Annotated in this window: 27 protein-coding genes, 1 tRNA gene and 1 pseudogene; 13 read left to right on the top strand and 16 right to left on the bottom strand. The window is 67.8% G+C overall.

Annotation, left to right across the window (positions count from 1 at the left end; genetic code table 11):
- Positions 1-474 precede the first annotated feature (474 nt).
- Positions 475-1,023 (bottom strand): neutral zinc metallopeptidase, encoded by a 549-nt coding sequence (locus tag OHA77_RS24990; RefSeq protein ID WP_406311916.1) that lies wholly within the window; start codon positions 1,021-1,023, stop codon positions 475-477.
- Between the two features lie 599 nt (positions 1,024-1,622).
- On the opposite strand from OHA77_RS24990, the gene OHA77_RS24985 reads away from it, so the two are divergent.
- Positions 1,623-2,174 (top strand): hypothetical protein, encoded by a 552-nt coding sequence (locus OHA77_RS24985; protein WP_406311915.1) that lies wholly within the window; start codon positions 1,623-1,625, stop codon positions 2,172-2,174.
- A gap of 397 nt (positions 2,175-2,571) precedes the next feature.
- Here OHA77_RS24985 and OHA77_RS24980 read toward each other — a convergent pair whose 3' ends face one another.
- Together OHA77_RS24980 and OHA77_RS24975 are read right to left on the bottom strand one after the other, a co-directional pair.
- Complete coding sequence (locus tag OHA77_RS24980; RefSeq protein WP_326825794.1) at positions 2,572-3,120, bottom strand: MerR family transcriptional regulator; 549 nt, start codon at positions 3,118-3,120, stop codon at positions 2,572-2,574.
- A 10-nt stretch (positions 3,121-3,130) separates the two neighbouring features.
- The gene (locus OHA77_RS24975) at positions 3,131-3,991 is read right to left on the bottom strand and encodes an SDR family NAD(P)-dependent oxidoreductase (protein ID WP_406311914.1); all 861 of its coding nucleotides are present in this window, start codon (positions 3,989-3,991) and stop codon (positions 3,131-3,133) included.
- 931 nt (positions 3,992-4,922) lie between these two features.
- On the opposite strand from OHA77_RS24975, the gene OHA77_RS24970 reads away from it, so the two are divergent.
- The 3 genes from OHA77_RS24970 (at position 4,923) to OHA77_RS24960 (ending at position 6,567) form a co-directional block, all read left to right on the top strand.
- Complete coding sequence (locus OHA77_RS24970; RefSeq protein WP_406311874.1) at positions 4,923-5,750, top strand: transposase family protein; 828 nt, start codon at positions 4,923-4,925, stop codon at positions 5,748-5,750.
- A 74-nt stretch (positions 5,751-5,824) separates the two neighbouring features.
- The gene (locus OHA77_RS24965) at positions 5,825-6,229 is read left to right on the top strand and encodes a YbaB/EbfC family nucleoid-associated protein (RefSeq protein ID WP_406311913.1); all 405 of its coding nucleotides are present in this window, start codon (positions 5,825-5,827) and stop codon (positions 6,227-6,229) included.
- Complete coding sequence (locus OHA77_RS24960) at positions 6,226-6,567, top strand: hypothetical protein (protein WP_406311912.1); 342 nt, start codon at positions 6,226-6,228, stop codon at positions 6,565-6,567. Before OHA77_RS24965 ends, OHA77_RS24960 begins: the two co-directional genes overlap by 4 nt.
- A 39-nt stretch (positions 6,568-6,606) precedes the next feature.
- Here OHA77_RS24960 and OHA77_RS24955 read toward each other — a convergent pair whose 3' ends face one another.
- The 5 genes from OHA77_RS24955 to OHA77_RS24935 form a co-directional block, all read right to left on the bottom strand.
- The gene (locus OHA77_RS24955) at positions 6,607-7,170 is read right to left on the bottom strand and encodes a type VII secretion system-associated protein (protein WP_406311911.1); all 564 of its coding nucleotides are present in this window, start codon (positions 7,168-7,170) and stop codon (positions 6,607-6,609) included.
- Positions 7,167-8,240 carry a hypothetical protein gene (locus OHA77_RS24950; RefSeq protein WP_406311910.1) on the bottom strand — a complete coding sequence of 358 codons (1,074 nt, stop codon included), beginning with the start codon at positions 8,238-8,240 and terminating at the stop codon, positions 7,167-7,169. The genes OHA77_RS24955 and OHA77_RS24950 overlap by 4 nt, the downstream gene beginning before the upstream one ends.
- A 268-nt stretch (positions 8,241-8,508) precedes the next feature.
- Positions 8,509-8,829 carry a hypothetical protein gene (locus OHA77_RS24945; RefSeq protein WP_406311909.1) on the bottom strand — a complete coding sequence of 107 codons (321 nt, stop codon included), beginning with the start codon at positions 8,827-8,829 and terminating at the stop codon, positions 8,509-8,511.
- A gap of 341 nt (positions 8,830-9,170) precedes the next feature.
- Positions 9,171-10,202, bottom strand: a complete 1,032-nt coding sequence (locus tag OHA77_RS24940) for a hypothetical protein (RefSeq protein ID WP_406311908.1) — start codon at positions 10,200-10,202, stop codon at positions 9,171-9,173.
- A gap of 83 nt (positions 10,203-10,285) precedes the next feature.
- Positions 10,286-10,618: a hypothetical protein gene (locus tag OHA77_RS24935; RefSeq protein WP_406311907.1), complete on the bottom strand. Its 333-nt coding sequence runs from the start codon at positions 10,616-10,618 to the stop codon at positions 10,286-10,288.
- 664 nt (positions 10,619-11,282) lie between these two features.
- On the opposite strand from OHA77_RS24935, the gene OHA77_RS24930 reads away from it, so the two are divergent.
- From OHA77_RS24930 to OHA77_RS24915, 4 genes are all read left to right on the top strand, one after another.
- Positions 11,283-12,110 carry a hypothetical protein gene (locus OHA77_RS24930; RefSeq protein ID WP_406311906.1) on the top strand — a complete coding sequence of 276 codons (828 nt, stop codon included), beginning with the start codon at positions 11,283-11,285 and terminating at the stop codon, positions 12,108-12,110.
- A 73-nt stretch (positions 12,111-12,183) separates the two neighbouring features.
- The gene (locus tag OHA77_RS24925; RefSeq protein ID WP_406311905.1) at positions 12,184-12,558 is read left to right on the top strand and encodes a hypothetical protein; all 375 of its coding nucleotides are present in this window, start codon (positions 12,184-12,186) and stop codon (positions 12,556-12,558) included.
- A 510-nt stretch (positions 12,559-13,068) separates the two neighbouring features.
- Positions 13,069-14,037: an ankyrin repeat domain-containing protein gene (locus OHA77_RS24920; RefSeq protein ID WP_406311904.1), complete on the top strand. Its 969-nt coding sequence runs from the start codon at positions 13,069-13,071 to the stop codon at positions 14,035-14,037.
- Between the two features lie 83 nt (positions 14,038-14,120).
- Positions 14,121-14,714 (top strand): hypothetical protein, encoded by a 594-nt coding sequence (locus OHA77_RS24915; RefSeq protein ID WP_406311903.1) that lies wholly within the window; start codon positions 14,121-14,123, stop codon positions 14,712-14,714.
- A 197-nt stretch (positions 14,715-14,911) separates the two neighbouring features.
- Here OHA77_RS24915 and OHA77_RS24910 read toward each other — a convergent pair.
- The 7 genes from OHA77_RS24910 to galU form a co-directional block, all read right to left on the bottom strand.
- Positions 14,912-14,985 (bottom strand) — tRNA-Ala (locus OHA77_RS24910).
- 57 nt (positions 14,986-15,042) lie between these two features.
- The gene (locus tag OHA77_RS24905; protein ID WP_406311902.1) at positions 15,043-15,654 is read right to left on the bottom strand and encodes a hypothetical protein; all 612 of its coding nucleotides are present in this window, start codon (positions 15,652-15,654) and stop codon (positions 15,043-15,045) included.
- Positions 15,655-15,778: 124 nt separating this feature from the next.
- Positions 15,779-16,432, bottom strand: coding sequence for a GNAT family protein (locus OHA77_RS24900; protein WP_326826930.1), 654 nt, complete (start codon positions 16,430-16,432; stop codon positions 15,779-15,781).
- Positions 16,433-16,684: 252 nt separating this feature from the next.
- Positions 16,685-17,158, bottom strand: coding sequence for a molybdenum cofactor biosynthesis protein B (locus tag OHA77_RS24895; RefSeq protein WP_406311901.1), 474 nt, complete (start codon positions 17,156-17,158; stop codon positions 16,685-16,687).
- Between the two features lie 226 nt (positions 17,159-17,384).
- Positions 17,385-17,858: a cyclic pyranopterin monophosphate synthase MoaC gene (gene moaC, locus OHA77_RS24890; RefSeq protein ID WP_406311900.1), complete on the bottom strand. Its 474-nt coding sequence runs from the start codon at positions 17,856-17,858 to the stop codon at positions 17,385-17,387.
- A gap of 46 nt (positions 17,859-17,904) precedes the next feature.
- Entirely contained in the window at positions 17,905-19,092 is a 1,188-nt protein-coding gene (gene glp / locus OHA77_RS24885; RefSeq protein WP_326826931.1) for a gephyrin-like molybdotransferase Glp, read from the bottom strand.
- A 14-nt stretch (positions 19,093-19,106) separates the two neighbouring features.
- The gene (gene galU, locus OHA77_RS24880; RefSeq protein WP_326825807.1) at positions 19,107-20,006 is read right to left on the bottom strand and encodes a UTP--glucose-1-phosphate uridylyltransferase GalU; all 900 of its coding nucleotides are present in this window, start codon (positions 20,004-20,006) and stop codon (positions 19,107-19,109) included.
- Positions 20,007-20,031: 25 nt separating this feature from the next.
- Here galU and OHA77_RS24875 point away from each other — a divergent pair, with 25 nt between their 5' ends.
- The 3 genes and pseudogenes from OHA77_RS24875 to OHA77_RS24865 form a co-directional block, all read left to right on the top strand.
- Positions 20,032-20,613, top strand: a complete 582-nt coding sequence (locus OHA77_RS24875; protein ID WP_406311899.1) for a 5-formyltetrahydrofolate cyclo-ligase — start codon at positions 20,032-20,034, stop codon at positions 20,611-20,613.
- A 50-nt stretch (positions 20,614-20,663) separates the two neighbouring features.
- Complete coding sequence (locus OHA77_RS24870) at positions 20,664-22,169, top strand: potassium/proton antiporter (protein WP_406311898.1); 1,506 nt, start codon at positions 20,664-20,666, stop codon at positions 22,167-22,169.
- A gap of 10 nt (positions 22,170-22,179) precedes the next feature.
- Positions 22,180-22,371: pseudogene (locus tag OHA77_RS24865) on the top strand (FmdB family zinc ribbon protein); the annotation flags it as partial.
- A gap of 62 nt (positions 22,372-22,433) precedes the next feature.
- On the opposite strand, the gene OHA77_RS24860 reads toward OHA77_RS24865, so the two are convergent.
- Positions 22,434-22,679 carry a hypothetical protein gene (locus tag OHA77_RS24860; protein WP_406319972.1) on the bottom strand — a complete coding sequence of 82 codons (246 nt, stop codon included), beginning with the start codon at positions 22,677-22,679 and terminating at the stop codon, positions 22,434-22,436.
- An 84-nt stretch (positions 22,680-22,763) separates the two neighbouring features.
- On the opposite strand from OHA77_RS24860, the gene OHA77_RS24855 reads away from it, so the two are divergent.
- Entirely contained in the window at positions 22,764-23,573 is an 810-nt protein-coding gene (locus OHA77_RS24855; RefSeq protein WP_406311897.1) for an S-methyl-5'-thioadenosine phosphorylase, read from the top strand.
- 201 nt (positions 23,574-23,774) lie between these two features.
- Positions 23,775-24,380: a Flp pilus assembly protein CpaB gene (locus OHA77_RS24850; protein WP_406311896.1), complete on the top strand. Its 606-nt coding sequence runs from the start codon at positions 23,775-23,777 to the stop codon at positions 24,378-24,380.
- Positions 24,381-24,407: the final 27 nt, after the last annotated feature.

Raw genomic sequence — 24,407 nt, 5'->3', positions numbered from 1 at the left:
GGCTGTGGGGTCCCTCCGGTCACCGGCTTGGCGTCCCCGACCATGATGTCGCCGGCCTACGGCGGCCCCATGGGACATGGAGCGCGAACAGCGCGGCGTCCACGACACCCTGCTCGTCGATGGCACCCTGAACTGCCCGCTCATCCCCAACCTGCACCACCGCCCGAAACCCAGCCCGTCCGCCACAGTCATCCCGCGGCCTGCGAACCGCCCTGCCAGCAGGTTCAGGACCCTTGAAACGACAAGATCCCGCCTGATCGCTGAGATCAGACGGGATCCCGTCAACTTCAGACCAGCCGTTTCAAGGACGGCTCCTGGTGGAGATGAGGGGATTCAAACCCCTGACTCCTTCGATGCGAAGTCATTTCACCAGGGCCTGATCCTTGGCCCATGCGCTGCCCGAACTGCGGGGGCGGTCCCTCGTCGTCCGTGATCGTCCGGCCCGTCCATGGCCGTTGTCACCCAGTCGGTCACTCAGGCGACGCGGGACGCCGGCGCGGTCCAGGTGTTGCACGCGGCCGGGGAGGCAGCGGCGAATCCCTTCTGCAGCCAGGCAACCCGGTTCTTCCCGGTGCCATGGCTGCGTTCCTTGTTGACCTTCTCATCGCCACTGCGCCGATAGATGTCCACAACGTCTTTCCAGTCCTCGTCCTGATACTCCTGCGAGGCCCAGATGCTGCCCATGAACGCCGCCCCCAGGCAGTCGGCCTGCAACTCCGAGCGCCGGCTCTGTGCCAGCATTTGGGCTTTGGTGTAGGCCACGGTTGTCAGGCCAGTGAGGTTCTGAACGTGGTGGGCATACTCATGCGCGATCAGGTGCAGCGCCAGCGGATCGGCCGGATGCTCGATAGCGTAGTCGTCGATCAGGATCACCAACTGTCGCTCGTCGGTGCAGTAGCGGCCAGTGACGTTCGCGCCCCAGGCCGACCCGCACGCACGGCTGGGTCTGGTCATGAACCGAATCGTCGGTTTCTTGAACGGCAGGCGGGCCTTCTTCAGCTGCGCGGACCACGAAGCGTTCAAGCAGTTCAGCATCACGGTCAGGTGCTTTTTGGCGGCGGTGACGCTGCCAGAGCCCTCCGGCCAAAAGGCATCTGGTTCTCACGGTGCCGACCCGCTGGCGATTACCTTGGCGCCCAGCGTCTGGGCATCCGGCTCAAGTGGCTGCCATCAGAGCCTCCATCAATCTCGGACAGGTTCACCGGCACGTTGATTGCCTGACTGCACACAAGACTGTGAGCGATTCTCAGTCCGCATGAATCACGGCCTACGGAAACACCGCAGTCACCGGGAAGACTACGCAACCCGTTCCATTCTCCCAGGTCGCACCCGTCCTGGTCGAAACCGGTTCGAGGCCGACCCGCCTCCGGTTCCCGGCTCACGCAGATCAGCAAATCACCGCGTGAAGCCCTTGTGCAGGGATTGTGAAGATTTCACCAATAACTCCTGAAGACACATTCTGGGACCTACCCTTCTTGTCATATGGCTGACAACAAGGGGCTTCACTCACTCCCGATTTCCAGCGCCACGCGCCCTCCTTTTGAGACCGAGAAAAGATGACACAAGCTCCCCAGGCGCCTGCTCGTTCCCCGGCTGGGCTCACCGCGATTATTCGCCTCGCCATGGTCGTTGTGCTGGGAGTTTCGCTCGCCGGTTGCTCAGCTGTCGCCCACGTGACCGGCCTGGACTGTATCGGTGATCCAGCGGACGGCGATTGGGGGGAGCAGGCCCAGCAGGAGTCTGTCCTGTACAGCTCTCCGGCCGGCACCGCTCCGGACGGCAGCGCCAGGAATGAGGGAACTTATGTCTCACCAGCCTGTATGGACGACAACCGCATCGCGGAGGTGGGACGGATTTACAAGTTCACCGGCTCACCACTTGCGATCTCCGCCCACTACAAGAAGGAGGCACAGGCCACCGGATGGCGTCTGACCGAGGACGGGACCGAAAATCTTGTCCATCGTTCCGGTTCAACGGATAAGTGGCCATCCGACTCGTGCTTTTTGAAGAATCTCGGCAACTTCACTGCGGACTTCCAACTCATGTTCGACTACTGGTCCTTAGATGTGGATAATGATCCGGCCGCCAAGAAGTACTGGGTCGAGATCTCATTTTCTCCTACCGGGGGAAACTGCCAGAGCATTCCAAGGGCCGAACGAACCCGGCATGGCTAGCCATGCGTCTGTGCCATCCCGCACGCTTGCCCCGTCCTGATCACCTCGGGACCGGAGTGCCCCCACACAGCTCATCGCATGCGGAGCCTGCACGCGCGCGCCCCACGGCGACGATCTGACCGGTCTCCTGCTCCTCTTGGAGGGTTGGAATTCATGAGCGGGAAGAGCTCGTCCCTGTGCCTCAGGGACTCGTAGTCACTCAGTTGGCCACCCGGCAACGCAGAAGGCCGCTCCCGATCTCTCGGAAACGGCCTCTGACCTTGTGGGGAGTTCACGAGTGCAGTTGAGCTTGAAGATTGTTTCCCGGCGGGGAAGTGATCGTTTCCCGCAGGGGCTGCGGCCGGAGATCAGAGGGAGGCCGGACTACCGCTAACAGCCCGGCGAGCGTCGGCGTCCCTCACTCTGCCGGGAGTGCCCGTCGCAGCGGCTCGTCCGGCAGCGCCGTGCGGTCGGTACCGGTGGTGGTGCCGAGGTCCTGAACGTCCGGCCCGGTCGAGCCTCCGTACGTGGCGATCTTGTATTCGACCGCTGTGAGGGAAAGGGTCAGCTCACGGATCCGGCGGCGGATGGTGTCGCGATGTTCGACCAGCACATCGAGCCGCTCGGGCACCGTGTGCGCTCCGGAGTCGACGAGCGAGATGTAGTGCTGCAGGTCACGCATCGGCATACCGGACAGCCGCATCCGGGTGAGGAACACCAGGCGCCGAACCGCTTCGGCGTCGTAGACGCGATGACCATTACCGTCGCGGGCCACCTCGACCAGCCCGGCCCGCTCGTAGTAACGCAGCGTGTGAGGCGAGATGTCGAGGAGGTCGGCAACCTCGGCGATCGTCATCGTCTCGGGCAGATCGGCCAGGTCGGCGAGGCGGTAGATCGCCTCGACCGACAGCGGACCGTCGTCCCCAAGCGCTTCGAGCGCCTTGGTCATCAGATCGTCGGTGGCCATGACCACGAGCCTAGACGGGCCGTACCGATGCGGAGACACCCTCGAAGTCGGCGCTGCGGGCGGTCTCGGCCCACTGCTCGACCTCGTCCAGGCCGCGCCGGTAGGCGCGCGAGATACGCTCGACCGCCTCGCGCCCGAGCGGCAGCCGCAGCGGCACCTCGTCGCCGTGCGCGAGGGACACGATGATCTCGGCCGCCCGCACCGGGTCACCTTCCTGGCGGCCGTCGGTCCCGGCCATGTCCGCGCGGACGTTGGCGAGCAGGTCACGGTAGGTCGCGGACGGCTCGACGAACTCGAGCACGTCGCCCCCGTTGAAGCCGGTCCTGAACCGGCTGGGCTCGACGAGCATCACCCGGATCCCGAACGGCGCGACCTCCCCGGCCAGGGCCTCGGACCAGCCTTCGAGGGCGAACTTCGACGCGGAGTACGCCGACACACCGGGGAACGACGTCCGCCCACCCTGGCTGCTCATCTGCACGATCGTCCCGGTGCCCCGCTCACGCATCGTGGGCAGCGCCGCCCGGACGAGTGCGGCGGGGCCGAACAGGTGCAGATCCATCAACTCGCGCAACTGCGCGTCGCTGACCTCCTCGACCGCTCCGACCACGGCCCGGCCCGCGTTGTTGACCAGCACATCGAGCTGACCGAAGCGGTCGAGGGTGTCGCGCACGAGGTCCGCGGCCGCGGTGATGTCCCGGGCATCGAACTTCGCGATCAGGCAGTTGTCCGAGTACTTGGCCTCCAGATCGGCCACACTCTCGGGCCGGCGCACCGCCGCCACCACGTGGTCGCCCACCGCGAGCGCCGACTCCGCCAGGGCGCGCCCGAAACCGCGGGACGCGCCGGTGATGATCCAGGTCTGTGTCGTCATGACGGGGACGCTATGCGTTCGAGCGCGCTCGAACGCAAAACCGACGCGACCACCAAAACGGAAGATCGTGGCCGGAAGCGCAAAGGACCGTGGACCGCCACCTGCCCGGTCCGTGCTTGAGGGTGAGTCTGCCTCTGTTCTTGCCCTGGACGGGCAGTCGCTCGCTTATACCGGCCCTCACGGCCGATCCTTGCGCTGGATGGTTTGACGCATAGATGCACTCGCCGCAGCCTCACTGTTGAGGAGAGGTTGCGAGACGCCTGTTCTCGACTGACCCGTCTGGATCTCACCCTCTCTAGTGACTGCCAGTGCTTTGTCGTTTACATCGTGGAGTCGCAGGACTGCATGGCGTGAATGCAACGCATGGGGGTAACTGCTTCTCTTCAGGGAGACGATGGTGACGCCGCTGCTGGAACGCTTGGCCCGGGCCGAGAGGTCCGTACATGCGGCAGGTGGATGAGCTGCGAACACGGCTGACTGAAGCCGAAGAACAGGTCCGGCGGTTGTCCGGGGTGTTCACGAGTCACCCCGACCTGCGACGAGGGTGACGTCATGGAGATCGCTTCCCGCGAACAGACTGATCGTTTCCCAGCCTTATTGTTTGGCGTGACAGAGCGCCTGGCTTCGTCGCAGAGAGGGCGAGTCGATTCAGATGTCCCGTGCCGACGAGATGGATCCCCGGTAGTACCGGCGAATTTCGACGGACATGCAGGTCAGAGCCGCCACGAGGACTTCGGGCGCTTGCTGGGGGAACAGCTGGGCTGCATTGAGGTGATCTCAGCAAGATCAATAGGGGCAGTTGCGATTCGATGCCTTCAAAGCGACGTCGGCAGACATGAATCGGGATGGATCGCGATGCCCCTGAAATAGGCGTGGAGCTTTCGGTAGAAGAGGTCTCACCACAAGCCGTCTTCAGTCCAGAAAGCCCCACGTGATCACCTATCGTGCCACGCTCGACGTCCCTCGGGAGCTGGTTTGCCACCTCTCCCTGCTCCTGGCGGCCGAGCGCCGCCGACTGGGCACCCGCGCGGGTTCTCGGGCGCTGACCTGCTTTGAGCAGGCGGTGATGGGGTTGCGCTGGTTTCGCGACCGCACCGACCGGGGCGCCCTCGGCCGTGACCACGGCGTCTCCCGCGCGACCGCCTACCGCTACATCGACGAGGTCATCGAGGTCCTGGCCGATCAGGCGCCCGACCTGCACCAGGCCTTGCGGCGCGCCGTCGATGAGGGCCTCACCCATCTGATCCTGGACGGCACCGTCATCGCCACCGACCGCTGCGCCGAGAAGACCATCAGCGTCAAAGGCGAACCCATCGACCTGTGGTACTCCGGAAAGGCCCGCCACCACGGCGGCAACATCCAGGCGCTGTCCGCGCCCTGCGGCCTGCCGCTGTGGGTCTCGGCCGTCGAACCCGGATCGGTGCACGACCTGACCGCCGCCCGCGCACACGTCCTGGGAGCGCTGTACAAAGCCGCCGCCGACGGCCTGCCCACCCTGGCCGATTCCGGCTACGACGGCGCCGGCATCGGCATCTTCACCCCGGTCAAACAACCCTCCGACGGCCGACCCCTCGACCTCGACACCCGTACCCGCAACGCGCTCCTGCGCGCCCTGCGCTGCCTGGGAGAACGCGGCTTCGCCCTGCTCACCCAACGCTGGCGCACCCTCCAGCGCATCACCGCCAGCCCCAGCAGAATCGGCGACATCATCAAAGCCGCGCTCGTTCTCACCCATTTCGAACACGGCTACCTGACATGAAAGTCGCTGAGATCACCTCATTGAACGCGGTCAGTGGGATGGTGCACTGCTGCGGGCGTGCGATAAAGGTGACTATGCACGAGAACGGGCAGCGCATCGGCGAGATGCTGGCAGCGGCCGTCCAAGCACTCGCGCGGACGGCGGAGCCGCGCGCGTACGCCGCCGTCCAGGGCAGCGGCGAAGCGGCGGGCGGGCAGGTGCGGGCCGTCGCCGGGCAGGACGGGCGGTTGCACGAGCTGCACCTCAACCCCCGGGTCATGCGGATGGCATCGGAGAACCTTGCACGGGAGATCCTCCTGGCGGTCAACGCCGCGCTGGACGACCTGCGGGCGGGCGTTCCGGGGCTGGAGGCGGCCGAGCTGACGGATCCACAGGAGCTCGCCAAGACACTGAGCGGCGTGCACGCCGACGTGATGCGGCAGATGGACGAGTTCGCCGACGGAGTCGAGCTGGTCGTGCGGCGGCTGGAGGAGCGGTGAGCGGGCACTTCGACCAGGGGATAGATGTCTCCCACGCTGACCTGCGCGGTACCGGCGCGGGGCTGGGTGAGGCCGGCACGACCTGGCTGGAGGCGGTGGGAGCGTTGCGCGCCCATCTCGAAGGTGAGGGCGACCCCTGGGGCGAGGAGGCCGGGAGCATGGTCAAGGCCGGCTACCTCGCGGTCACCCGGAGAGCGCTGGAGGTGTACGAGGAGTTGGGAAAGCGGCAGGTGACCTCGGGCGACGACGTGCACATCATGGAGGCGAACTACCGGGACGCGGAGCAGCGCAACCTGGAGGACGCCGCACGGAACAGATCGGCCATCGAGCGGCTGTGACGGCCGGGGCCGCCGGGAGCTGGTCGGCTGGGAGAAGCGTCAGCGGCGAAGCTGGTCGGGGGCGAGGAGCACGCCCGCCGGCCCTTCGGGGTTGACGGCGACGCCGACGTCCGGCGGCAGCAGCGCGACCAGGTCGCGGCCGCGCAGGCGCTGCCAGCCCGTGGCACCGTCCGGCAGGGCGTGCGGCAGGTTGGCCTGGGCCGTGTAGGCGAACGCCGCCCGGCCCCCGCCCGTGTCGAACACCGGCACGCCGCCGCCTGGGCCGGCGGCCACGATCACCTCCGCCTCCAGCAGCAGCAGGACGAGGTCGCGGTCGCCGGCGTAGCCGGCCGAGGCGAGTTGCACGACACGGTCGAGCGGATCGGTGGGCTCGGGGTGGCCCAGCGCCACCGGCGAGGGCCGGTAGCCGAGGTTGCGACGAAACTCGCCAGTGATCTCGCCGCGCCCGTCGACCTGCCAGGCTCCGACGATGCCGTACGGCGGGACTTCGCCCTCGGGGTCGAAGAACGGATCGACCGCATACATCCAGGAGTCCGGGCGCAGCCGTGCCTGCCGCCGCAGCTCGTCGGTGACCGGTGGCGGGTGCGGCGGGGCGTCGTTCACGGCGATCCTCCTGACGGTACTCCCGGATGGCCGGGGTAGGGGTTGTAGTGCGGGTTGGGGATGAAGTTCTCCGGCGTCCTGGGCACCCCCTGCGGCCAGGCACCGGAGATGTACCTCCGGTGCACGCCACCGGGGAAGGCGATCTCGCGCTCGTGGGACAGATGGGCGGCGTCCCGTACGGTCTCCTGGACGTCGATCCCGCCGGGGGCGTCCACCTCGTAGACGTGGCGGCGCGGGAACGCGCCGTCGATGTTCCCGCGGGTGCTGGTCCCGACGAAGGCGGACGGCCTGGCCTTGTGCACGTAGTCGTACAAATTGGTCATCGACGGGTCGCGCGGATGAAGGCCATGTTCGAAGACCACGTCCGGAGACCTGTCCGAGGCGCGGTACAGCGGCTCGCGATCACGGCGCCAGATGGGGTATGGCGTGATGCTCTTGACGTCGACGCTCTTGTCGGCCGCCGCTTCGAGGTAGTTGTCGGGGCCGCGCACGGGCGTCGGCGGACGCTTGCCGGGCGGGAACGCGCCGGCCCCCACCTTGCCTGGCGGCTTGCGCAGCAGCGCGGAGGCGCGATCGAACAAGCGCAGCGCGCTGCGTTCCAGCAGGTCGACCATCTTGTGGAGGAGCTCCCGTGCGGCCGTACGAGCGCCGCCCATGGCGGCGGGAACGGCCGCCAGCGAGGCGCCGGCCGTGGGCCCCGCGGCCGCGGCCAGCTGCGACAGGTTCAGGGCTAGCCGGACAAGGACGACGATCAGCGCCACCTTGACGGCGAGCACGATCACGGCCGAGAGCTGCAGCGCACCGCCGATGAGCAGCGCGGCGGTGATCGCATCACCGGAGCGGCCCGAGGTGTCGCGCCAATCGCCGCCGAACGCCCGGACCCCTTCACCATCGTTGCGCGCGGTGGTCCGGGCGGCGTGCGTGGCGGCGGTCGAGGAGACGCGCACCGCCGTCGCAGCGAAGGAGATCCACTGGGTCCCGGCCTCATGCAGCTTGACCTCGTCGATCAGCGGCCACGAGACGACGAGGTTGAGCAGCGTGGCGAGCTCGGGCGGCGGCTGCAGCGCCATGATGCCCTCCTCGCCACGGGTCCCTACGCGTGGTCACTCGAAGCGATCATTGTATTGGGGTGTTCACGAATGTGGTTGAGCAGCCATGATGACGCCCACGGAAAAATCGCCTCCCAGGGTGCTCTTGATCGTTTCCCAGCTGAGCATTCGGGGTTCAGCGTGCTGCGTCGGGCATGCGGACCGTTATGCAGGGATGCGCTTGCTCCAGCCACTCACTGGTCAGCTTTGCTCCTGTGGTGTGGTCGATTACCGCGAGCCAGCCGGCTTTTCAGTCGTAGTCCTCGTCACGCTCCTCGAACTCGACGAAGAAGTCTGTCATCTCCTGCGGCTCAGGCCATTGGCCGATGCCGGGATGGTCTTCCGGACTCCCGGGGAAGAACGCGTCGATCGTCAGGATGAGCTCGCCTCCGGCTGCGAAACTCAACTGATTGTGGCTGTTGACGTCCAACCAGGCGCTGTAGGCCAGTGCCCCCTGGCTGAGCCGCTGGAGTACGGCGGGGCTTGATCCAAGGTAGTCGATCTCCAAAAGCATGGCGGCGGAGCCGCACCAATCGACGAGCACGGGATAGTCCTCGTCGTAGGGGAGCATGACCTTGTCGCAACACCCAGCCCGGAGCCGGCGTCGCCATGCCCAGCGACGCGAACTCGGACCTCCACCAGCGGCCTGACATCGCCCGGGCCTTCCCGGACACCTGCTCCGCAGCTCCCAAACTAGGACGAACCCAATTCGGAAACCCCTGAAACGACAAGATCCCGCCTGATCGCGATGATCAAACGGGATCCCGTCAACTTCAGTCCAGCCGTTTCAAGAACGGCCCCCGGTGAGGCGTTCACGAATGGGCCTGGCCTGCGATGGAAGAGCCACCGGGGAGATCGCTTCCCAGATCTAGAGTGATCGTTTCCCGGTTCGCAATGCACCAATGATAAAAGTCAAGGACGGTAGTGAGGATTGTCCATATAGTCCCCGAACTTCTCCGTCGCGGCGTCGTAGGGACGTGCTCCTCTGATGAATCGCCCTTCGATTCCCCCGGGAAACGCCACCTCCTGCTGGTGCCCGGTACGAAGGGCGCTGCCCATGGTCTCGACGATGTCGATCCCGCCCGGCGCGTCCACGTCATAGAGATATCTCATAGGGAATATGTCCATCGGGTTGTCCAATCGGCTGGTGCCGACGAATGCCGACTCCTCGAACCGCAGATGAGATTCCAGATCGGTGTTGCCGGGGCTGCGCGGATGGAAGCCCGTACCGAAGACCTCGTCGGGGTGGCGGTCGTCGGCGCGTCTGAGGATGAGCCGGTCAGTGCGCCACACCGGGGCGGGGGTGATCGCCTTGACTGTGATGTTCCGGTTGGCCGCCGCCCTCAGCGGATCCGGGCTGCCGAACCGCATCCGCAGCTGATTGGGGATTTTGGCGTCGAGGATACGGCGGAGGCGGGCCTCAACGCCTCGGATCAGAGCCTTGCCGAAGAATCGTTCGAGTTCCCGGTGGAAGACAGCCACGGAGCGCTGAGCGAATACTCGCGAGCCGGCTATGGCCGTACGCGCCTGAACAACGGCCATACCGGCGGTGATGGTGGCCGCCACGGCGGCCCACACCAGGATGGTGGCCACGATGCCGGCTACGGCTATGAGGGCGATTTTGAGGGCCTCGACGAGGGTGGCCGCCGCATCGTGGCTGTCAGCCAGGGCGTGCAGGGTGGTGGCAAGGCTGGGCAGATGTCCGGAATCGTCGCCGTCGCTGTGGTAATCGGCCCAGAAGGAGGCGAGCGCGTCGATGTGATCGCCGACGTTGTTCGCGGCGACCAACCGGATGGCGTCGTGCGCGTCCTGGATAACGTCAGCGGTGAGCGCGGTGGCACAAGATCGGTAAGCGGCGGCGGTCGTGCGCAGCCCATCTTCGTTCTCGGTGGGCCACGGTACACCCACCATCCCGAACGCGACCTCCAACTCGGTCGGAAGCATCATCGCCATCCGGTCGGCCCCCGCCCGCTAACCACGTCACTTTGCCGTCGTACTTTTCACCGGCTCCATCCGAGATGAACAGCTCACACCGAGCGATACCGCGTGGAGGGATCCAGATTCTGATCGATTGCCTGGATAGCGGCGAGCTCGGTGGCACGCCCCTGGTCGGACATCTCTTGGATACCCACACCGACCTCATGGAGATTGGAGTGAAGGTGATCGCACGCCTGGCTGAGCCTCTCGTTGATCTGGTCCATGACCATGCCGATGACGCCGATCCCCCACGACGAGCGTTCACCGCCCACGACAGCTTTCAGCAACGCATCCGTGTGCTGCCCGAACAGATCGACCGGCTCTTGCATGCGCAGTACGGCACTGGTCAACGACACCTGATCGACCTCCAGTTCGCGCCTCATCATCCAATCCCCCCATACAGCTCATATCGTGACAAAGACATAGGCTATGCTCGATACGGCCCCTGAGAAAATCGAGTGGGCGGGCCCTGGAAACGGAGCGGTCGCAAAGCTGACACCGCGCCCCGGTCCGAAGTCCTCTGAAGTCAAGCCAAAAGGCGTAGCCGACCGTGGCGGCGATCGCTTGGACGACGGCGGCAGCCGGATGGCCGGACAGGTCCGCGTGGGGCCGGTTCTCCGGGTCATCAGCCAACTCCCGGGGAGAGCGGGAACGCCCGCGTCCTCCGACCATGACAAAGCGCTCCTTTCAGTGGATGTCGTCGCTCTTCATAACGGCAGGTTGTTCTGCCGCTATGGATGGGTGTGACCCTCGACGCGGAAACCTCAGCAACGATCACCGGCTACCGGCCGCAACAGGCCCCGCCGGAATGAGAACAGATCGCTGGGCACATGCGGATGTTGGTCGCCGCCGGCGTCGACCGCTCCTCTACCGGGTGCAGCGGCTGCTCACCGCGACCACCCGGCTGGCCGTGTGATGTCACCGCTCCGGCCTGCCGGATGACCCGGAGATGTGGTTGCGGCATGAGACGATCGACCGTTCGTCCTGACCGGCTGCACCGACCTGGCGCCGAGTTCGGCGCAGACCTACCGCAGCCGGCTGCGGCACATGCGTGCCACGCTGGCATGGCTGGAACGCAGCGAACAAGCACCGCCACCGATGACAGCCCCCAAGAAGGTCAGCCCGCCGTATTCGCCGGCCCAGCTCGGCCGCCTGCGCGGCTGGGCCGAACGCCTGCCCGGCCAGGTCAGAGGCGACGCGCTGGCGTTGATGGCGCTCGCCGTCGGTTGCGGTCTGACCTCTGGGGAAATGGCCGCCGTCCGAACCGGGCACCTGCGTCGCCTGGACTCCGGCGCGACCGTGGTCACCGTCCCCGGCACCGAGCGGTTGATCGTCTGCCGCGCCGCCTGGGAGGACATCCTGACCAAGCCACAGACCGGCCCGGCGGCGCCTTCGTCTTCCGGCCCGGGCGCGCCGCCCGGCAACGAGCCGCCCACCCTGCGGCCAAACCCCGCGTCCGGCCCCACCCCCGACCACAAGACCGGCGAACTGCCGAAAATCTGTCACCGACACACCATCCACCCTGCACCCCGGCGACCTCGGCCGCCTCGACAAGTTCCGCCAGGACCTGCCCTACCTCAGCCTTTCGTGGCGGGGGACGTACTCCGCTGCCAGGGTGAACACCCATGCCGCCTCGGTGCCTATGGAGAACGCAGCGCCGGCGTTGTACCGCAGCCGGAAGTGGATCAGCGGGGGATCACAGCGACGCGCTCGCTGTCGGACAGCGCGGAGACCGCCCACAGTTTGCCGAGCTGGTCCGTGAGCAGGACTACCGCCGCCGGCATGAGCATCACGCCGTACGGTCGGCTTGAACCCCGCTCCAACCGCATCATCACGGCCTCCGTACAGAGCGATATCCGAATCAAGATTCCCTGAGACTAACCGGAGCCCCTCCTGATGCGTTTTGTCCACTTTTCCAGGCGAAGGTCATCATCTGTACGCTCTACGCGTGACCACTGAGCCCCCGCGCGCCACCACGCCGCTACGCACCCCTGGCGTGAGCAGCTGGCCGAAACGAATCGCCTGGGGCATTCTCACGCTGTTCCTGGCCGCGTTCGCCGTTTTCGAGAGCCAAAAGTACGGCCTGCCAACCACGGCCGCGGCGCTGGTGTTCTTCGTGGTACCCGACCTGACGCGGCTCGCCGGCATCCGTGCGCCCGGCATGCTCTACCAGGCTGTGAACCGCGTGTGGTTCCCACTCGTGGTGTTGGTCGGCTACGCCATCGGGCCGATCGTGTGGCCGCCGCTCTTCACGGCCGGCCTCGGCTGGCTCACCCGCATCGCCTTGGATCGGACGCTCGGGCGCGGTCTCACCTCCACCTGACCGCCGCCCCGCCTCCAGGCGGTCCTCCACCAGCGGCCTGACACCACCCGAGCCTTCCGAGACACCCACCCCACAGGACCCAAACCAGGACGAACCCGGTTCGGAAACCCCTGAAACGACAAGATCCCGCCTGATCGCGATGATCAGACGGGATCCCGTCAACTTCAGTCCAGCCGTTTCAAGAACGGCCTCTGGTGGAGATGAGGGGATTCGAACCCCTGACCCCTTCGATGCGAACCCCGGTGGGACACACCGTTTCCGATCAACGGATGCCATCCGGTGTTGTCAGGTGCCGTGATGATGACGTCCGTTGATCCCGGCTGCGCTCTCGTGTCAGCGGGTCCGCTGACTTTTCGCTGACTCTGCCCAGCCTCTCGCCGGCCGACATGACCACGATCACCAGAGGATGTGGCCCCCTCCTGGACCGGCTGTGGCCGCGACCTGAATCTGTCGGCCTCGTACGCCATGATCGGCGGTCATACATCCCTTACATCCCCTCAAGGAGCGGCCATGGTCGTCAACGATAGATCCGGATGGTCCAGCATCGGCTGGGACGGCTGGACGAACCTCAGCCTGGTCCGTGCCCGGCTCGACGCGGGAGCCGACCCGAACTCAGGGACGTCCTTCCATGGACGGCCACTTCATGAGGCAGCCGAGCGCGGTTCACCCGAGGTGGTCACGGAACTGGCCCAGCGCGTCGACGACGTCGACGCGGAGCACGAAGGTCGTACCGCACTCTGGCTCGCCGTTTTCAACAACCGCCCCGACAACGCCCGCGCACTTATCGCTGCCGGAGCAAACCCGTGGCGGCCGATGATGAACGGCTGGTCTCCGGGACGGCTCAGCCTGGCCACTCCCACCCCCGATCTGTTCACTCTTCCCGATGGGAAGGCTGGCCTGTCCGCCACTGAGGCCGCCGCCGTGGCAGAGGCCAGACGCCTGATCGCCGCGTTGGGGCGCTTCGACGACGACGGCCACAGCCTCGCCTGCGTAGCTGGCATTACCGCTGCCGAGGCGATGCGGCGCCTAGAGGCCGTACCGGTTGATGACGCCGACGTTGAAGAGATCATGGAGGATCCCTGGGCGGATCTCGACGCCAGTTTGTCCGTCATCGGTGTCACCGACGTGCCCGGCGGATGCGTCGTCTTTCAGCCGTGTGGATACGCCGCGTCCAACCCCGGCGTCATAGAACGCCTGTCGGTCGGCACCGTCTGCTACGGGCTGTTCGCCAATCCCAAGAGCGGCAACCAGGGGGCCATCGCCCATGATGGCGCCATCGAGGAATGGGACACCCACCCCGGCGGCGGCAGCGTCTACTCCGAAGAATCCGCAGAGGAGATCCTCGCCACCTACCTCTACCACCACCAGGCCGAGGCCTACTGCTTCGCCGGAGCAGGCCTTCGGCCGACTGACGCCCGATCGATCAACGGCCAGGCCGACATGTGGCTCAAGCTGCCTGAACAAGACTGGTGGAGTTAACCAGAGATACGGCGAGAAAGCTCGATTCTGCTATCTGGAGTCGGGCCTTCATCCTGCGGCTCGACCTCCGCCACAATGATCATGTGATCAACTACTACCGCGATTTCTTCGAGCGGCATCAGTGGCTGGAGGACGGACTCTCCTGGACCGTCGTGCAACCCCTCAACGAAGAGATCACAGTGGACGACCTCCTGCGACGACTGAACGGAGGCCGCGCCCCTGAGCAGCGCGTCATGGAGTACCCCGGGGAAGAGGCCGGGGAGGAGGACCGCCCCGTCCTCCTCGTCTCCGAGGGAGAAGGAACCTGGGGTTTCCTCGAACTCGCCTATGGCTTCGGTCTGTCCGACCGCGTCCTGATCGAGCTCAGCAGGGAATCACGCGTGTGGATGGTGACCTGGCACTTCAAGGGGGGATACACGATCCTTTATGCGGCCGGCGGCGAAATCCGGGCGCGGATGCGCAACTTCATCTTCACCGAACACAGGGTGGAGAACGGTGATCCAAGCATCCTGGCCGACTTCCGCGCCATGCTAGCCACCCTCGACCCGGAGGACTACCGCGGCAAGCGCAGCGCGGCGTTCGCCTTCATCGAGGCGGCCACTGGCATGGGGTTCGAGAGCGACTGGCCGGATGTGGAGAACGCCCCCGTCGTCATCCTCGACAACCTTGACGTCTGACCCGGTCGTCGGCTGATCTCCTCGTCACAACGCGGCGGCCCACCCGCTCCGAAGACGTCTGCTGACTTTTCGCTGACTCCGCCCCCGGAACCCTCAACGGACGCCACCCCGCTCGGCCCTGGCCACTGACGACCTGCATGTCATCTGAACAGCGAAAAGGCCCGGTTCCATGATCTGGAATCGGGCCTTTCGTCTTGTGGAGATGAGGGGATTCGAACCCCTGACCCCTTCGATGCGAACGAAGTGCGCTACCGGACTGCGCTACATCCCCAAGACGTGCACTAGATTAGCAAACTTCCGGGCGCGCTCGCGCCATCCGGCGCACTGATCAGTCGCCGACCGCGCGGCGGGGAGGCTCGGCGTACTGGTCGAAGAGCTCGTCGCGGTGCGCGTCCAGATCGATGATCTCCGCCACCGGCTGCTGAGCCTCCTGCTCGGCGGCCCTCCGGCGGGCCCGCCTGGCACGTTCCGCGCGGGCCTGAGCGGCGGCTGTGCGCTGCTCGGCGTCGATCTGCACTGAGACCCGCAGGACCGCCAGATAGGACCCCAGAAGCACCAAAGAAGGCGAAACGCCCCACCAGGGGATCACCTTGACGGCAGCCGTCACCACCGAGGCGATGACCAGCAGCGTGCACCAGAGGGTCAACCGTCTGCGCTTGGCCACCTGTCCCGCCCGGCGACGCCGCTCTGCGCGACGATATCCGGACGGTGAAAGTCTCGAATCGGGCTCGACCGAATCCACTATTTCGGGCAGGATGTCGGAGCGGGCGACGATCTGGGTGTCGGCGGCCTCGTCCTCGATCGGCTGCTCGTCCTGGAGAGGCGGCTCGGCGTCGTTGTACGTCTCGACAGAGGCGGGCCGATCCCTGCGCAACCACATGGGAACGAGGACGCACAACCACATCACGACAATGGCCAGATACAGAAGAGCACTGCTCACGGACACCTCCGGGCAGCATAAGAACGCCTGTGGTCTCTTGGCGTCCTCAATGTGCTCACGTCACGCACCGTAAGACCGCGTGTCACTATTTGACGAGTATTCAGTGCGGTGTGTCGCGAGATCTTCAAACCTCTTCATGGGGAGGGCCACCATGGGCCGCCGATTCCCGGCTCCTCCGCCACCGCACGAGTAAACCCCTGGGTGCGTCTTCGACCGTGAGGGCATAACAAATGTGGTCACGCCAAGCACCGTCGATGTGCAGATGCCGTCTTCTGACGCCTTCTTCCCTGAAACCCAGCTTTTCAACCACCCTGCGGCTGGCGTGGTTCTCCGGCCTGATGTTGGCCTCCACCCGGTGCAGTCCGGCGGTGAAGAAGCAGTGGTCGACCGCCATGGCCACCGCGGTGGGAATGATGCCCCGACCGGCCAGTGCGCCGTCCACCCAGTATCCGATCTGGGCCGATCTGGCCGAGCCCCAGACGATGGCCCCGACGGTGAGCTGCCCGGCGAAGGCGCCCTCGTAGGTGACGACCCAGGGCAGCGCGAGCGCCTGCCTGGCCTCCCTGCGGAGGGTGCCCGTCATCGAGATGTAGGGGCCGAGCCCCGTCCTGAACAGGGGGGTCTCGGGATTGCTCGGCTCCCAGGGCCGGAGCCAGTTGGCGTTGCGCAGCCGTGATTCCCGCCAGACACGCACGTCCCGCAGGCGCAACGGCCGAAGTCCCACCGGGCCTTCCGTCAGGGTCACCGGCCAGCCACGAAGTCGATCCACGCTCTCCATCATCTCCCGAAGACATACCGGCGTGCCATGGAGTCCTCCGGGAGATCGGGAAGAGCGAGTCCCCATGAGACAGGATGATCTGTCAGGGCTGACGCCATCGCCATACTCACCACGGCGACCCCGGAACCGTCCGGATAGGTCGGCACAGCGACCTCCCATGAGAAGGGCGATCCGTCAGAGCTCACGCCACCGCCGTACTCACCGCGGCGCCCCCCCATGTGAAAGGGCGGTCCACGGAACCGTCCAGGTGGGTCAGCGCGGGTGGTCTCCCCCGTGGATCTGGTCCACGGCGTGCCGCAGGACGGGCAGGAGTACGGCCATGCCGTCGCGGACCCCGCCGGAGGAGCCCGGCAGGTTGACGACCAGGCTGCCGCCCGCCTGACCGGCCAGCCCACGGGACAGGATCGAGGTGGGCACCCGGTCGCGGTCCGCCTGACGGATGGCCTCGGCGATACCGGGGATCTCCCGGTCGAGCACCCGGCCGGTCATCTCCGGCGTGAGGTCGGCCGGGGTCAGTCCGGTGCCGCCGGTGGTGACGATCACGTCGTAGCCCTCGGCCACTCCGGCCCGGAGCGCCGCCTCGACCGGGTCGCCGTCGGGGACCACCTGGGGGCCGTCCACGGCGCACCCGGCCTCCCGGAGGAGCTCGGCCAGAAGTTTCCCTGATTTATCCTCGTATATCCCCGCAGCGGCCCGGTTGGACGCCGTGATCACCAGAGCTCTCATCCCAATCCTCCAGCATGACGACCCCGAGCTTCGGCTCTGGGGAGGAAGTCGGTCTCACCTGCCACGGCGGGACGGAGCACCGCGTGCGTCGCTGCCCCTGGCACCGGCCGCCCCAGATCCGGAACCGTCCGGATCAGGTCCCGGCGCTGTCCGAGCCAGGTCCCGGCACCGTCCGGGCCAAGCCCCCGGCACCGACGACCCTCCCTGCCCGGTCCGGGCCCCGCAGTCACGCCTGCCGGGTCCAGACCCCGGTCTTCCCGCCGGTCTTCTCCTCGACCCGGACATCGGTGATCACCGCTGCCGGATCCACCGCCTTGACCATGTCGATCAGCGCGAGCGCGGCGACGGTGACCGAGGTCAGCGCCTCCATCTCGACGCCGGTCCGGTCCGCCGTCCTGACCCGCGCGGCGATCTCCACGCCGTCGTCGACCACAGCCAGCTCGACCTTCACGCCGTGCAGCGCGATCGGATGGCAGAGCGGGATCAGATCAGGGGTCCGCTTGGCGCCCATGATGCCGGCGATCCGCGCGGTGCCGATCGCGTCCCCCTTGGGGATGTCCCCCGACCGCAGCAGGGCCACGGCCTCGGCCGACAGCAGCACCTTGCCGGTGGCGGCGGCCGTACGGACGGAGACGTCCTTGGCGGAGACGTCCACCATGCGCGCCGCGCCGGTCTCGTCGATGTGCGTGAACCCACTCATACGGCCCCCATGTCCTCGGAATGCACGGTCCCGGCTTGTCCGCCGCTCACAGCCGGATGACCTCCACGGTCGCGCCCTCCGGCAGCTCGGTGACGTCTTCGGGCACCACGATCAGGGCGTTGGCCGAGGCCAGGGCGGCGAGTTGGTGCGAGCCCTGGCCGCGCACGGGGGCCACCGAACCGTCGTCGGCCAGTATCGCCCGCAGGTAGGACCGCCTGCCTCCGGGCGAGCGGAGCGGTGCGGCGGTCACGGCCCGCACGGTCGGGGTGGGGCCGGCGGGCAGGCCGCGCATCTTCCGCAGCGCCGGCCGGACGAACACCATGAACGACACGAAGGACGACACCGGGTTGCCCGGCAGCGCGAAGACCGGGATCTGGTCCTCACCCACCACGCCGAATCCCTGGGGCATGCCCGGCTGCATGGCGACGCGGTCGAAACGGACCGTGCCGAGCGGGGCGAGCGCCTCCTTGACCGGTTCGTAGGCGCCCATCGAGACGCCACCGCTGGTGATCACGACATCGGCCCGCAGGAGCTGGGCGTCGAGCTGGTCGAGGAAGAGCCGGGCGTCGTCGGCCACGACTCCGGCCCGGTATCCCTCGCTCCCGGCCTCGCGGACGGCGGCGACCAGGGTGTAGCTGTTGGACTCCCAGATCTGGCCGGGGGCCAGGGGCGTGCCCGGCTCGGCCAGCTCGGCTCCGGTGGAGATCACCACGACTCTCGGCCGGGGCCGCACCAGCACCCGGCGGCGGCCGGCACCGGCCAGGACGCCCAGCTGCGCCGGTCCGATCAGGGTGCCCGCCGGCAGCACGACCTCACCGGGGACCACGTCCTCGCCGGCCCGGCGGATCGCGTTGCCCTCCGGTGCCGATCGCTCGATCGTGACCTGCTCCGTGCCGCCGTCGGTCCACTCGACCGGGACCACGGCGTCGGCGCCCTCGGGCATCGGGGCGCCGGTCATGATCCGCGCGACCGTGCCGGGGCCGACGGTGAGCCGCCCCCCGCCGCCGGCCGCGATGTCGCCGACCACCGGGAGCGTCACCGGGACCCGGCCGACGTCCTGGGCCCGTACGGCGTAGCCGTCCATGGCCGAGTTGTCGAACGGCGGCAGCGCGACCGGGGAGACGATCTCCTCGGCCAGGGTGGTGCCCAGCGCGTGCTCCACGTCGAGCTCCAGCGGGGCGAGCACCCGGACGGTGCGCAGGATGTCCGCCAGGTGCTCGTCGACCGATCGCATCGGGCTCGTAGCGCTCATCGCGAGGCCAGGAATTCCTTCAGCCAGGGCATGAACTCCGGCGCCAGGTCCGGACGGTCCGCCGCGAACTGCACCACCGTGCGCAGGTAGTCGAGCTTGTTGCCGGTGTCGTAGCGGCGACCGCGGAACAGCACGCCGTGGACCGGCCCGCCCTCGTCGCCGCCGCGGCCGGCCAGGGTGCGCAGCGCGTCGGTCAGCTGGATCTCGTTGCCGCGGCCCGGCGGGGTGTTCTCCAGGACCTCGAACACGGCCGGGTCGATCACGTAGCGGCCGATGATGGCCCAGTTGGACGGGGCGTCCTCGGCGGAGGGCTTCTCCACCAGATCGGTCACCCGGACCACGTCGTCCTCGGCGGTGGGCTCGATCGCGGCGCAGCCGTACAGGGAGACCTGCTCCTTGGGCACCTCCATCAGCGCGATGACGCTGCCGCCGTGGGTGCGACGGACCTCGATCATGCGCTTGAGGAGCTCGTCGCGGTAGTCGATCAGGTCGTCGCCGAGCAGGCAGGCGAACGGGTGGTCGCCCACGTGCTGCTTGGCGCAGAGCACGGCGTGGCCGAGCCCGCGCGGCTCACCCTGCCGCACGTAGTGCAGGGTCGCCAGGTCGGCGGGCTCGCGCACCTGGGAGAGCCGCTCGTCGTCCCCCTTGGCCTCCAGGACGTCCTCAAGCTCGATCGCCCGGTCGAAGTGGTCCTCGATGGAACGCTTGTTCTTTCCGGTGACCATCAGGACGTCGAGCAGACCGGCGGAGACGGCCTCCTCGACGACATACTGGATCGCGGGCTTGTCGACGATCGGCAGCATCTCCTTGGGAGTGGCCTTGGTCGCCGGAAGGAATCGGGTGCCCAACCCCGCGGCGGGAACGACAGCTTTGGTCACAGGATGGAAGTCGGCCATAACTGAAACAATAGTGGAGGGACCTGTGGACAAGCTGAAGCTGCGTGCCGAGATCGAGGCCGTGCGCGCCTCGCTCCCGGAAAACGAGCGGCACTCGGCTTCCGTGCGGACGAGGGAGTCGCTGCTGGACCGGCCCTGGGTCCAGATGGCCGGGCTCGTCGCGTGCTACTGGTCGACCGGCACCGAGCCTGAGACCCACGGACTCGTCTTCGCGCTCTGGAAACACGGCGCCACCGTGATCCTCCCGGTGCTCCGCGACGACAATGATCTCGACTGGGCGGTCTACGACGGACCCGACACCCTCGCACCGGGCCGCTTCGGGATCATGGAGCCGGTGGACACCCGGCGCGGCGTCGACGCGATCAGGACCGCGGCCCTGGTCATCGTGCCCGCACTGGCGGTCGACCGGTCCACCGGCGTACGGCTCGGCCGCGGCGGCGGCTCCTACGACCGGGCGCTGGCACGGGTCGGCCCGAACGTGCCGACGGTCGCCCTGCTGCACGAGGGCGAGTTGCGGGAAGGCGTTCCCGCCGAACCCCATGACCTGCCGGTCCGTTACGCGGCCCTGCCGAGCGGGATCGTCCGCGTCGTCGCCGGACGTTCTTGACGACTGGCCGAATGCGACACAATGGTCCCCGGAGTTAGAGAGGGGGCCAGATGGGATGGGATGTCTGGCTGCTTCTGGGGGCCGCGATCGTCATCGCGGCCATCCTGGCGGTGCGGGTCGCCCATCGGAGCGGGCTGCCGAGCCTCCTCATCTTCCTGGGCTTCGGCCTGGTCATCGGCGAATCCGGCTTCGGGGTCCAGTTCGAGAACCCTGAGCTCGCCCAGCAGGTGGGACTGATCGCGCTGGCGATCATCCTCGCCGAGGGCGGCCTGACCACCAACTGGAACCACGTCAGACGCTCGGTCCCGACCGCGCTGGTGCTGGCCACCGTCGGCGTCGGGGTGAGCATCGCAGCCGTCGCGGTGCCGGTGTACGTCCTGCTTGACATGGACTGGCGGACCTCCCTGCTGCTCGGCGCGATCCTCGCCTCCACCGACGCCGCGGCCGTCTTCTCCGTCCTGCGCCGCCTCCCCCTGCCTCCGCGCCTGGCGGGCATCCTGGAGGCCGAGTCCGGTCTCAACGACGCCCCCACCGTCATCGCCGTGATGCTGCTGAGCGCCGCCGCCTCGCCCACCCTGGGGCACGCGCTGCTGCTGGTCCTCTTCGAGCTGGTGGTGGGCGCGGTCGTCGGCCTGGCCGTCGGGCCGCTGGGCGTCTACGCGCTGCGCCGCATCGCGCTGCCGGTCTCCGGCCTCTACCCGATCGCGGTGCTCGCGCTGGCGTTCACCGCCTACGCCGGAGCCGTGCTCCTGCACGGCAGCGGCTTCCTCGCGGTCTACCTGACCGCCCTGGTGATGGGCAACTCCCGGATGCCGCACCGGAGTGCCACCCGGGGATTCGCCGAGGGCGTGGCCTGGCTGGCCCAGATCGGCCTGTTCGTCATGCTCGGCATCCTGGCCAGCCCGTCGGAGATGCCGTCGGCGATCGTCCCGGGCCTGGTGGCCGGACTGATCCTGGTCCTGGTGGCCCGGCCGCTGTCGATCGTCGTCTCGGGGTTCCTGGTACGGCTGGCGAGGGTCGACCGCCTCCGCTGGCAGGAGCAGGCGTTCCTGTCCTGGGCGGGGCTGCGCGGGGCGGTGCCCATCGTGCTCGCCACCATCCCCTGGGCCGCGACCTCGGTCGCCGACCACACCGCCAAACTCGTGTTCAACGAGGTCTTCGTCATCGTCGGCGTCTACACCCTGCTGCAAGGGCCGACGCTGCCCTTCGTGGCGACGCTGCTCGGGCTCTCCACTCCCGACGAGGCCCGCGACCTGGAGGTGGAGTCGGCGCCGCTGGAGGAGCTCAACGCCGACCTGCTGCAGATCAGGGTGCCGCCGACCTCCAAGCTGCAGGGCGTGGAGATCTTCGAGCTGCGACTGCCCTCCGACGCCCAGGTAACGCTGATCGTCAGGGACGGCCGGACGTTCGTGCCCACCGACTCCACCAGGATCAGAATCGACGACCAGCTCCTGGTCGTGACCACTGCGGCCTGCAGGGATCCGGTCGAAAGACGGATACGGGCGATCAGCCGCAGGGGCAAACTCGCCGGCTGGTTCGGCGAGCGGGGCACCTGAGCCGGATGGAATGCGACGGCTCCGACTCGCGTTTATGCCTGTCGGCTGCGTACCATTAGCAGTCGCGTCACTAGAGTGCCAATCGGCGCGGATCAACGAGGAGGAGCGCGTGCCCACCTACCAGTACGCCTGTAGTGAATGCGGCAACGAGTTCGACATCGTCCAGAAGTTCTCCGACGATGCGCTCACCGAGTGTCCGAAGTGCGCCGGCAGCCTCCGCAAGGTGTTCTCCGCGGTCGGCATCGTCTTCAAGGGCTCGGGCTTCTACCGCACCGACAGCCGTTCCTCCTCCACCAGCACGGTGAGCTCCGGCAGCACCAGCGCGACCTCGACCGCGTCCTCGTCGGGCTCCGACTCGTCCTCCGGGTCGTCGTCCTCCGGCTCGTCGACGGAGTCCGCGGCCTCGAAGCCGTCGAAGAGCACGAGCAGCCCGGCGGCCGCGGCCTCCTGAGGCCATCTGGCCTGGGGCGGTTCCCGCCGCAGGCCCGCGGACCCGGTGCGGTTGTCCACAGGGCGGGGCCGCGTTGGACCGTGTTGTCCACAGGACGGCCCCGACCTCTCCACACGGCCGACTGTGGCGCTAATCTCTGCGCCATGGTCACTCGCGCAGACATCGGGGTCATCGGCGGCTCGGGCTTCTACTCCCTGCTCGACGACGCCACGGAGGTCGAGGTCACCACTCCGTACGGCCTGCCCAGCGACGTCGTCACCGTCGGCAGGATCGGGTCGCGTTCGGTGGCGTTCCTCCCCCGGCACGGCCGCGACCACCGCTTCTCACCCCACCGCATCCCCTATCGCGCCAACCTGTGGGCCCTGCGCTCCCTCGGCGTCCGCCAGGTGCTGGCCCCCAGCGCCGTCGGCTCGCTCCGCCCCGAGATCGGCCCCGGCACCCTGGTCGTCCCCGACCAGTTCGTCGACCGCACCTCCGGCCGGGTGCAGACCTACTACGACAACGGCGGTGTCGTGCACGTCGCCTTCGCCGACCCCTACTGCCCCACCGGCCGCGCGGCGGCCGCCTCCACCGCCCGGTCCTCCCAGTGGGAGCTCGTCGACGGCGGCACCCTGGTGGTCATCGAAGGTCCCCGCTTCTCCACCCGCGCCGAGTCCCGCTGGTTCACCGCCAACGGCTGGTCGATCGTCGGCATGACCGGTTTCCCCGAGGCCGTCCTCGCCCGCGAGCTGGCCCTCTGCTACACCTCGCTCTCGCTGGTCACCGACCACGACGCCGGAGTCGAGGCCGGCGAGGGGGTCACCCACGAGGAGGTCCTCGCCTTCTTCGGCACCAACATCGCCCGTATGCGCTCCCTCGTCACCGACGTCGTCACCGCCCTGCCCGAGGAGCGCACCTGCGCCTGCGGCAACGCCCTGGACGGCCTCAAGCTCCCCTTCGACCTCCCCGAATAGCACCTTCCCCACGCCTACGACACACCACCCTGAACGGCTCCAGCCGTCCTCCCACGTAGCCCCTCGCGCCCGCGACACCGCCCTGAACGGCCTCAAGCTCCTTTTCGTCTTCCCCGAACAGCACCTCCACCGCTCCGCCGTACGGCGAAGCACCCCGTCACGGGCTCCGCGCCGGCCCGGCTCTCCCCGATGGAGTCAGTCATGCGCGCCTTCCGCCGTTTTCTCGGCCGCCGCCATCGCGTCCTCGCCGCCGTCGCCGCCGCCCTGGCGACGGTGTGCGCCCTCATCGGCCTGCGGCCGGACACCGCGTCGGTCACCGTTCTCGCCGCGGCCCGCGACCTCCCCAGCGGCACGCTGGACGCCGCCGACATGAAGGCGGTCGCCCTGCGACCCGACACGGTGCCCGACGGGGCCGTACGGCCCGGCACACCGGTCACCGGAAGGGTGCTGACCGGCCCCATGCGCCGAGGGGAGCCGCTGACGGACACCCGGCTGCTCGGCCCCAGCCTGCTCGCCGCCCATGGTCCGGGAACAGTCGCCACCCCGGTCCGCGTCGCCGATCCGGAGACCGCACGGCTGCTCTCCCCCGGCGATGTCGTGGACGTTCTCGCCGCCTCCTCAACCTGGGAGGACGCCGCTCCCGCCCGGACCGTGGCCGAAGACGTCACCGTCCTCACCACCCCGGACGGGGAGCAGGACAGGGGCGCGCTCATCGTGCTGGCCACCACTTCCGACCAGGCCGTCAAACTCGCCTCGGCTCAGGCGGGCGGACACCTGTCGATCACGATCAACCCCCGCGGGGGCTGACCGGCAGCGGCACCGGTCTTCCGGCCG

The sequence above is a fragment of the Streptosporangium sp. NBC_01639 genome (assembly GCF_045209755.1).
Classification (GTDB): domain Bacteria; phylum Actinomycetota; class Actinomycetes; order Streptosporangiales; family Streptosporangiaceae; genus Streptosporangium.
The sequence above is the reverse complement of the archived record's forward strand: the minus strand, read 5'-3'. Positions and strand labels throughout refer to the sequence as shown.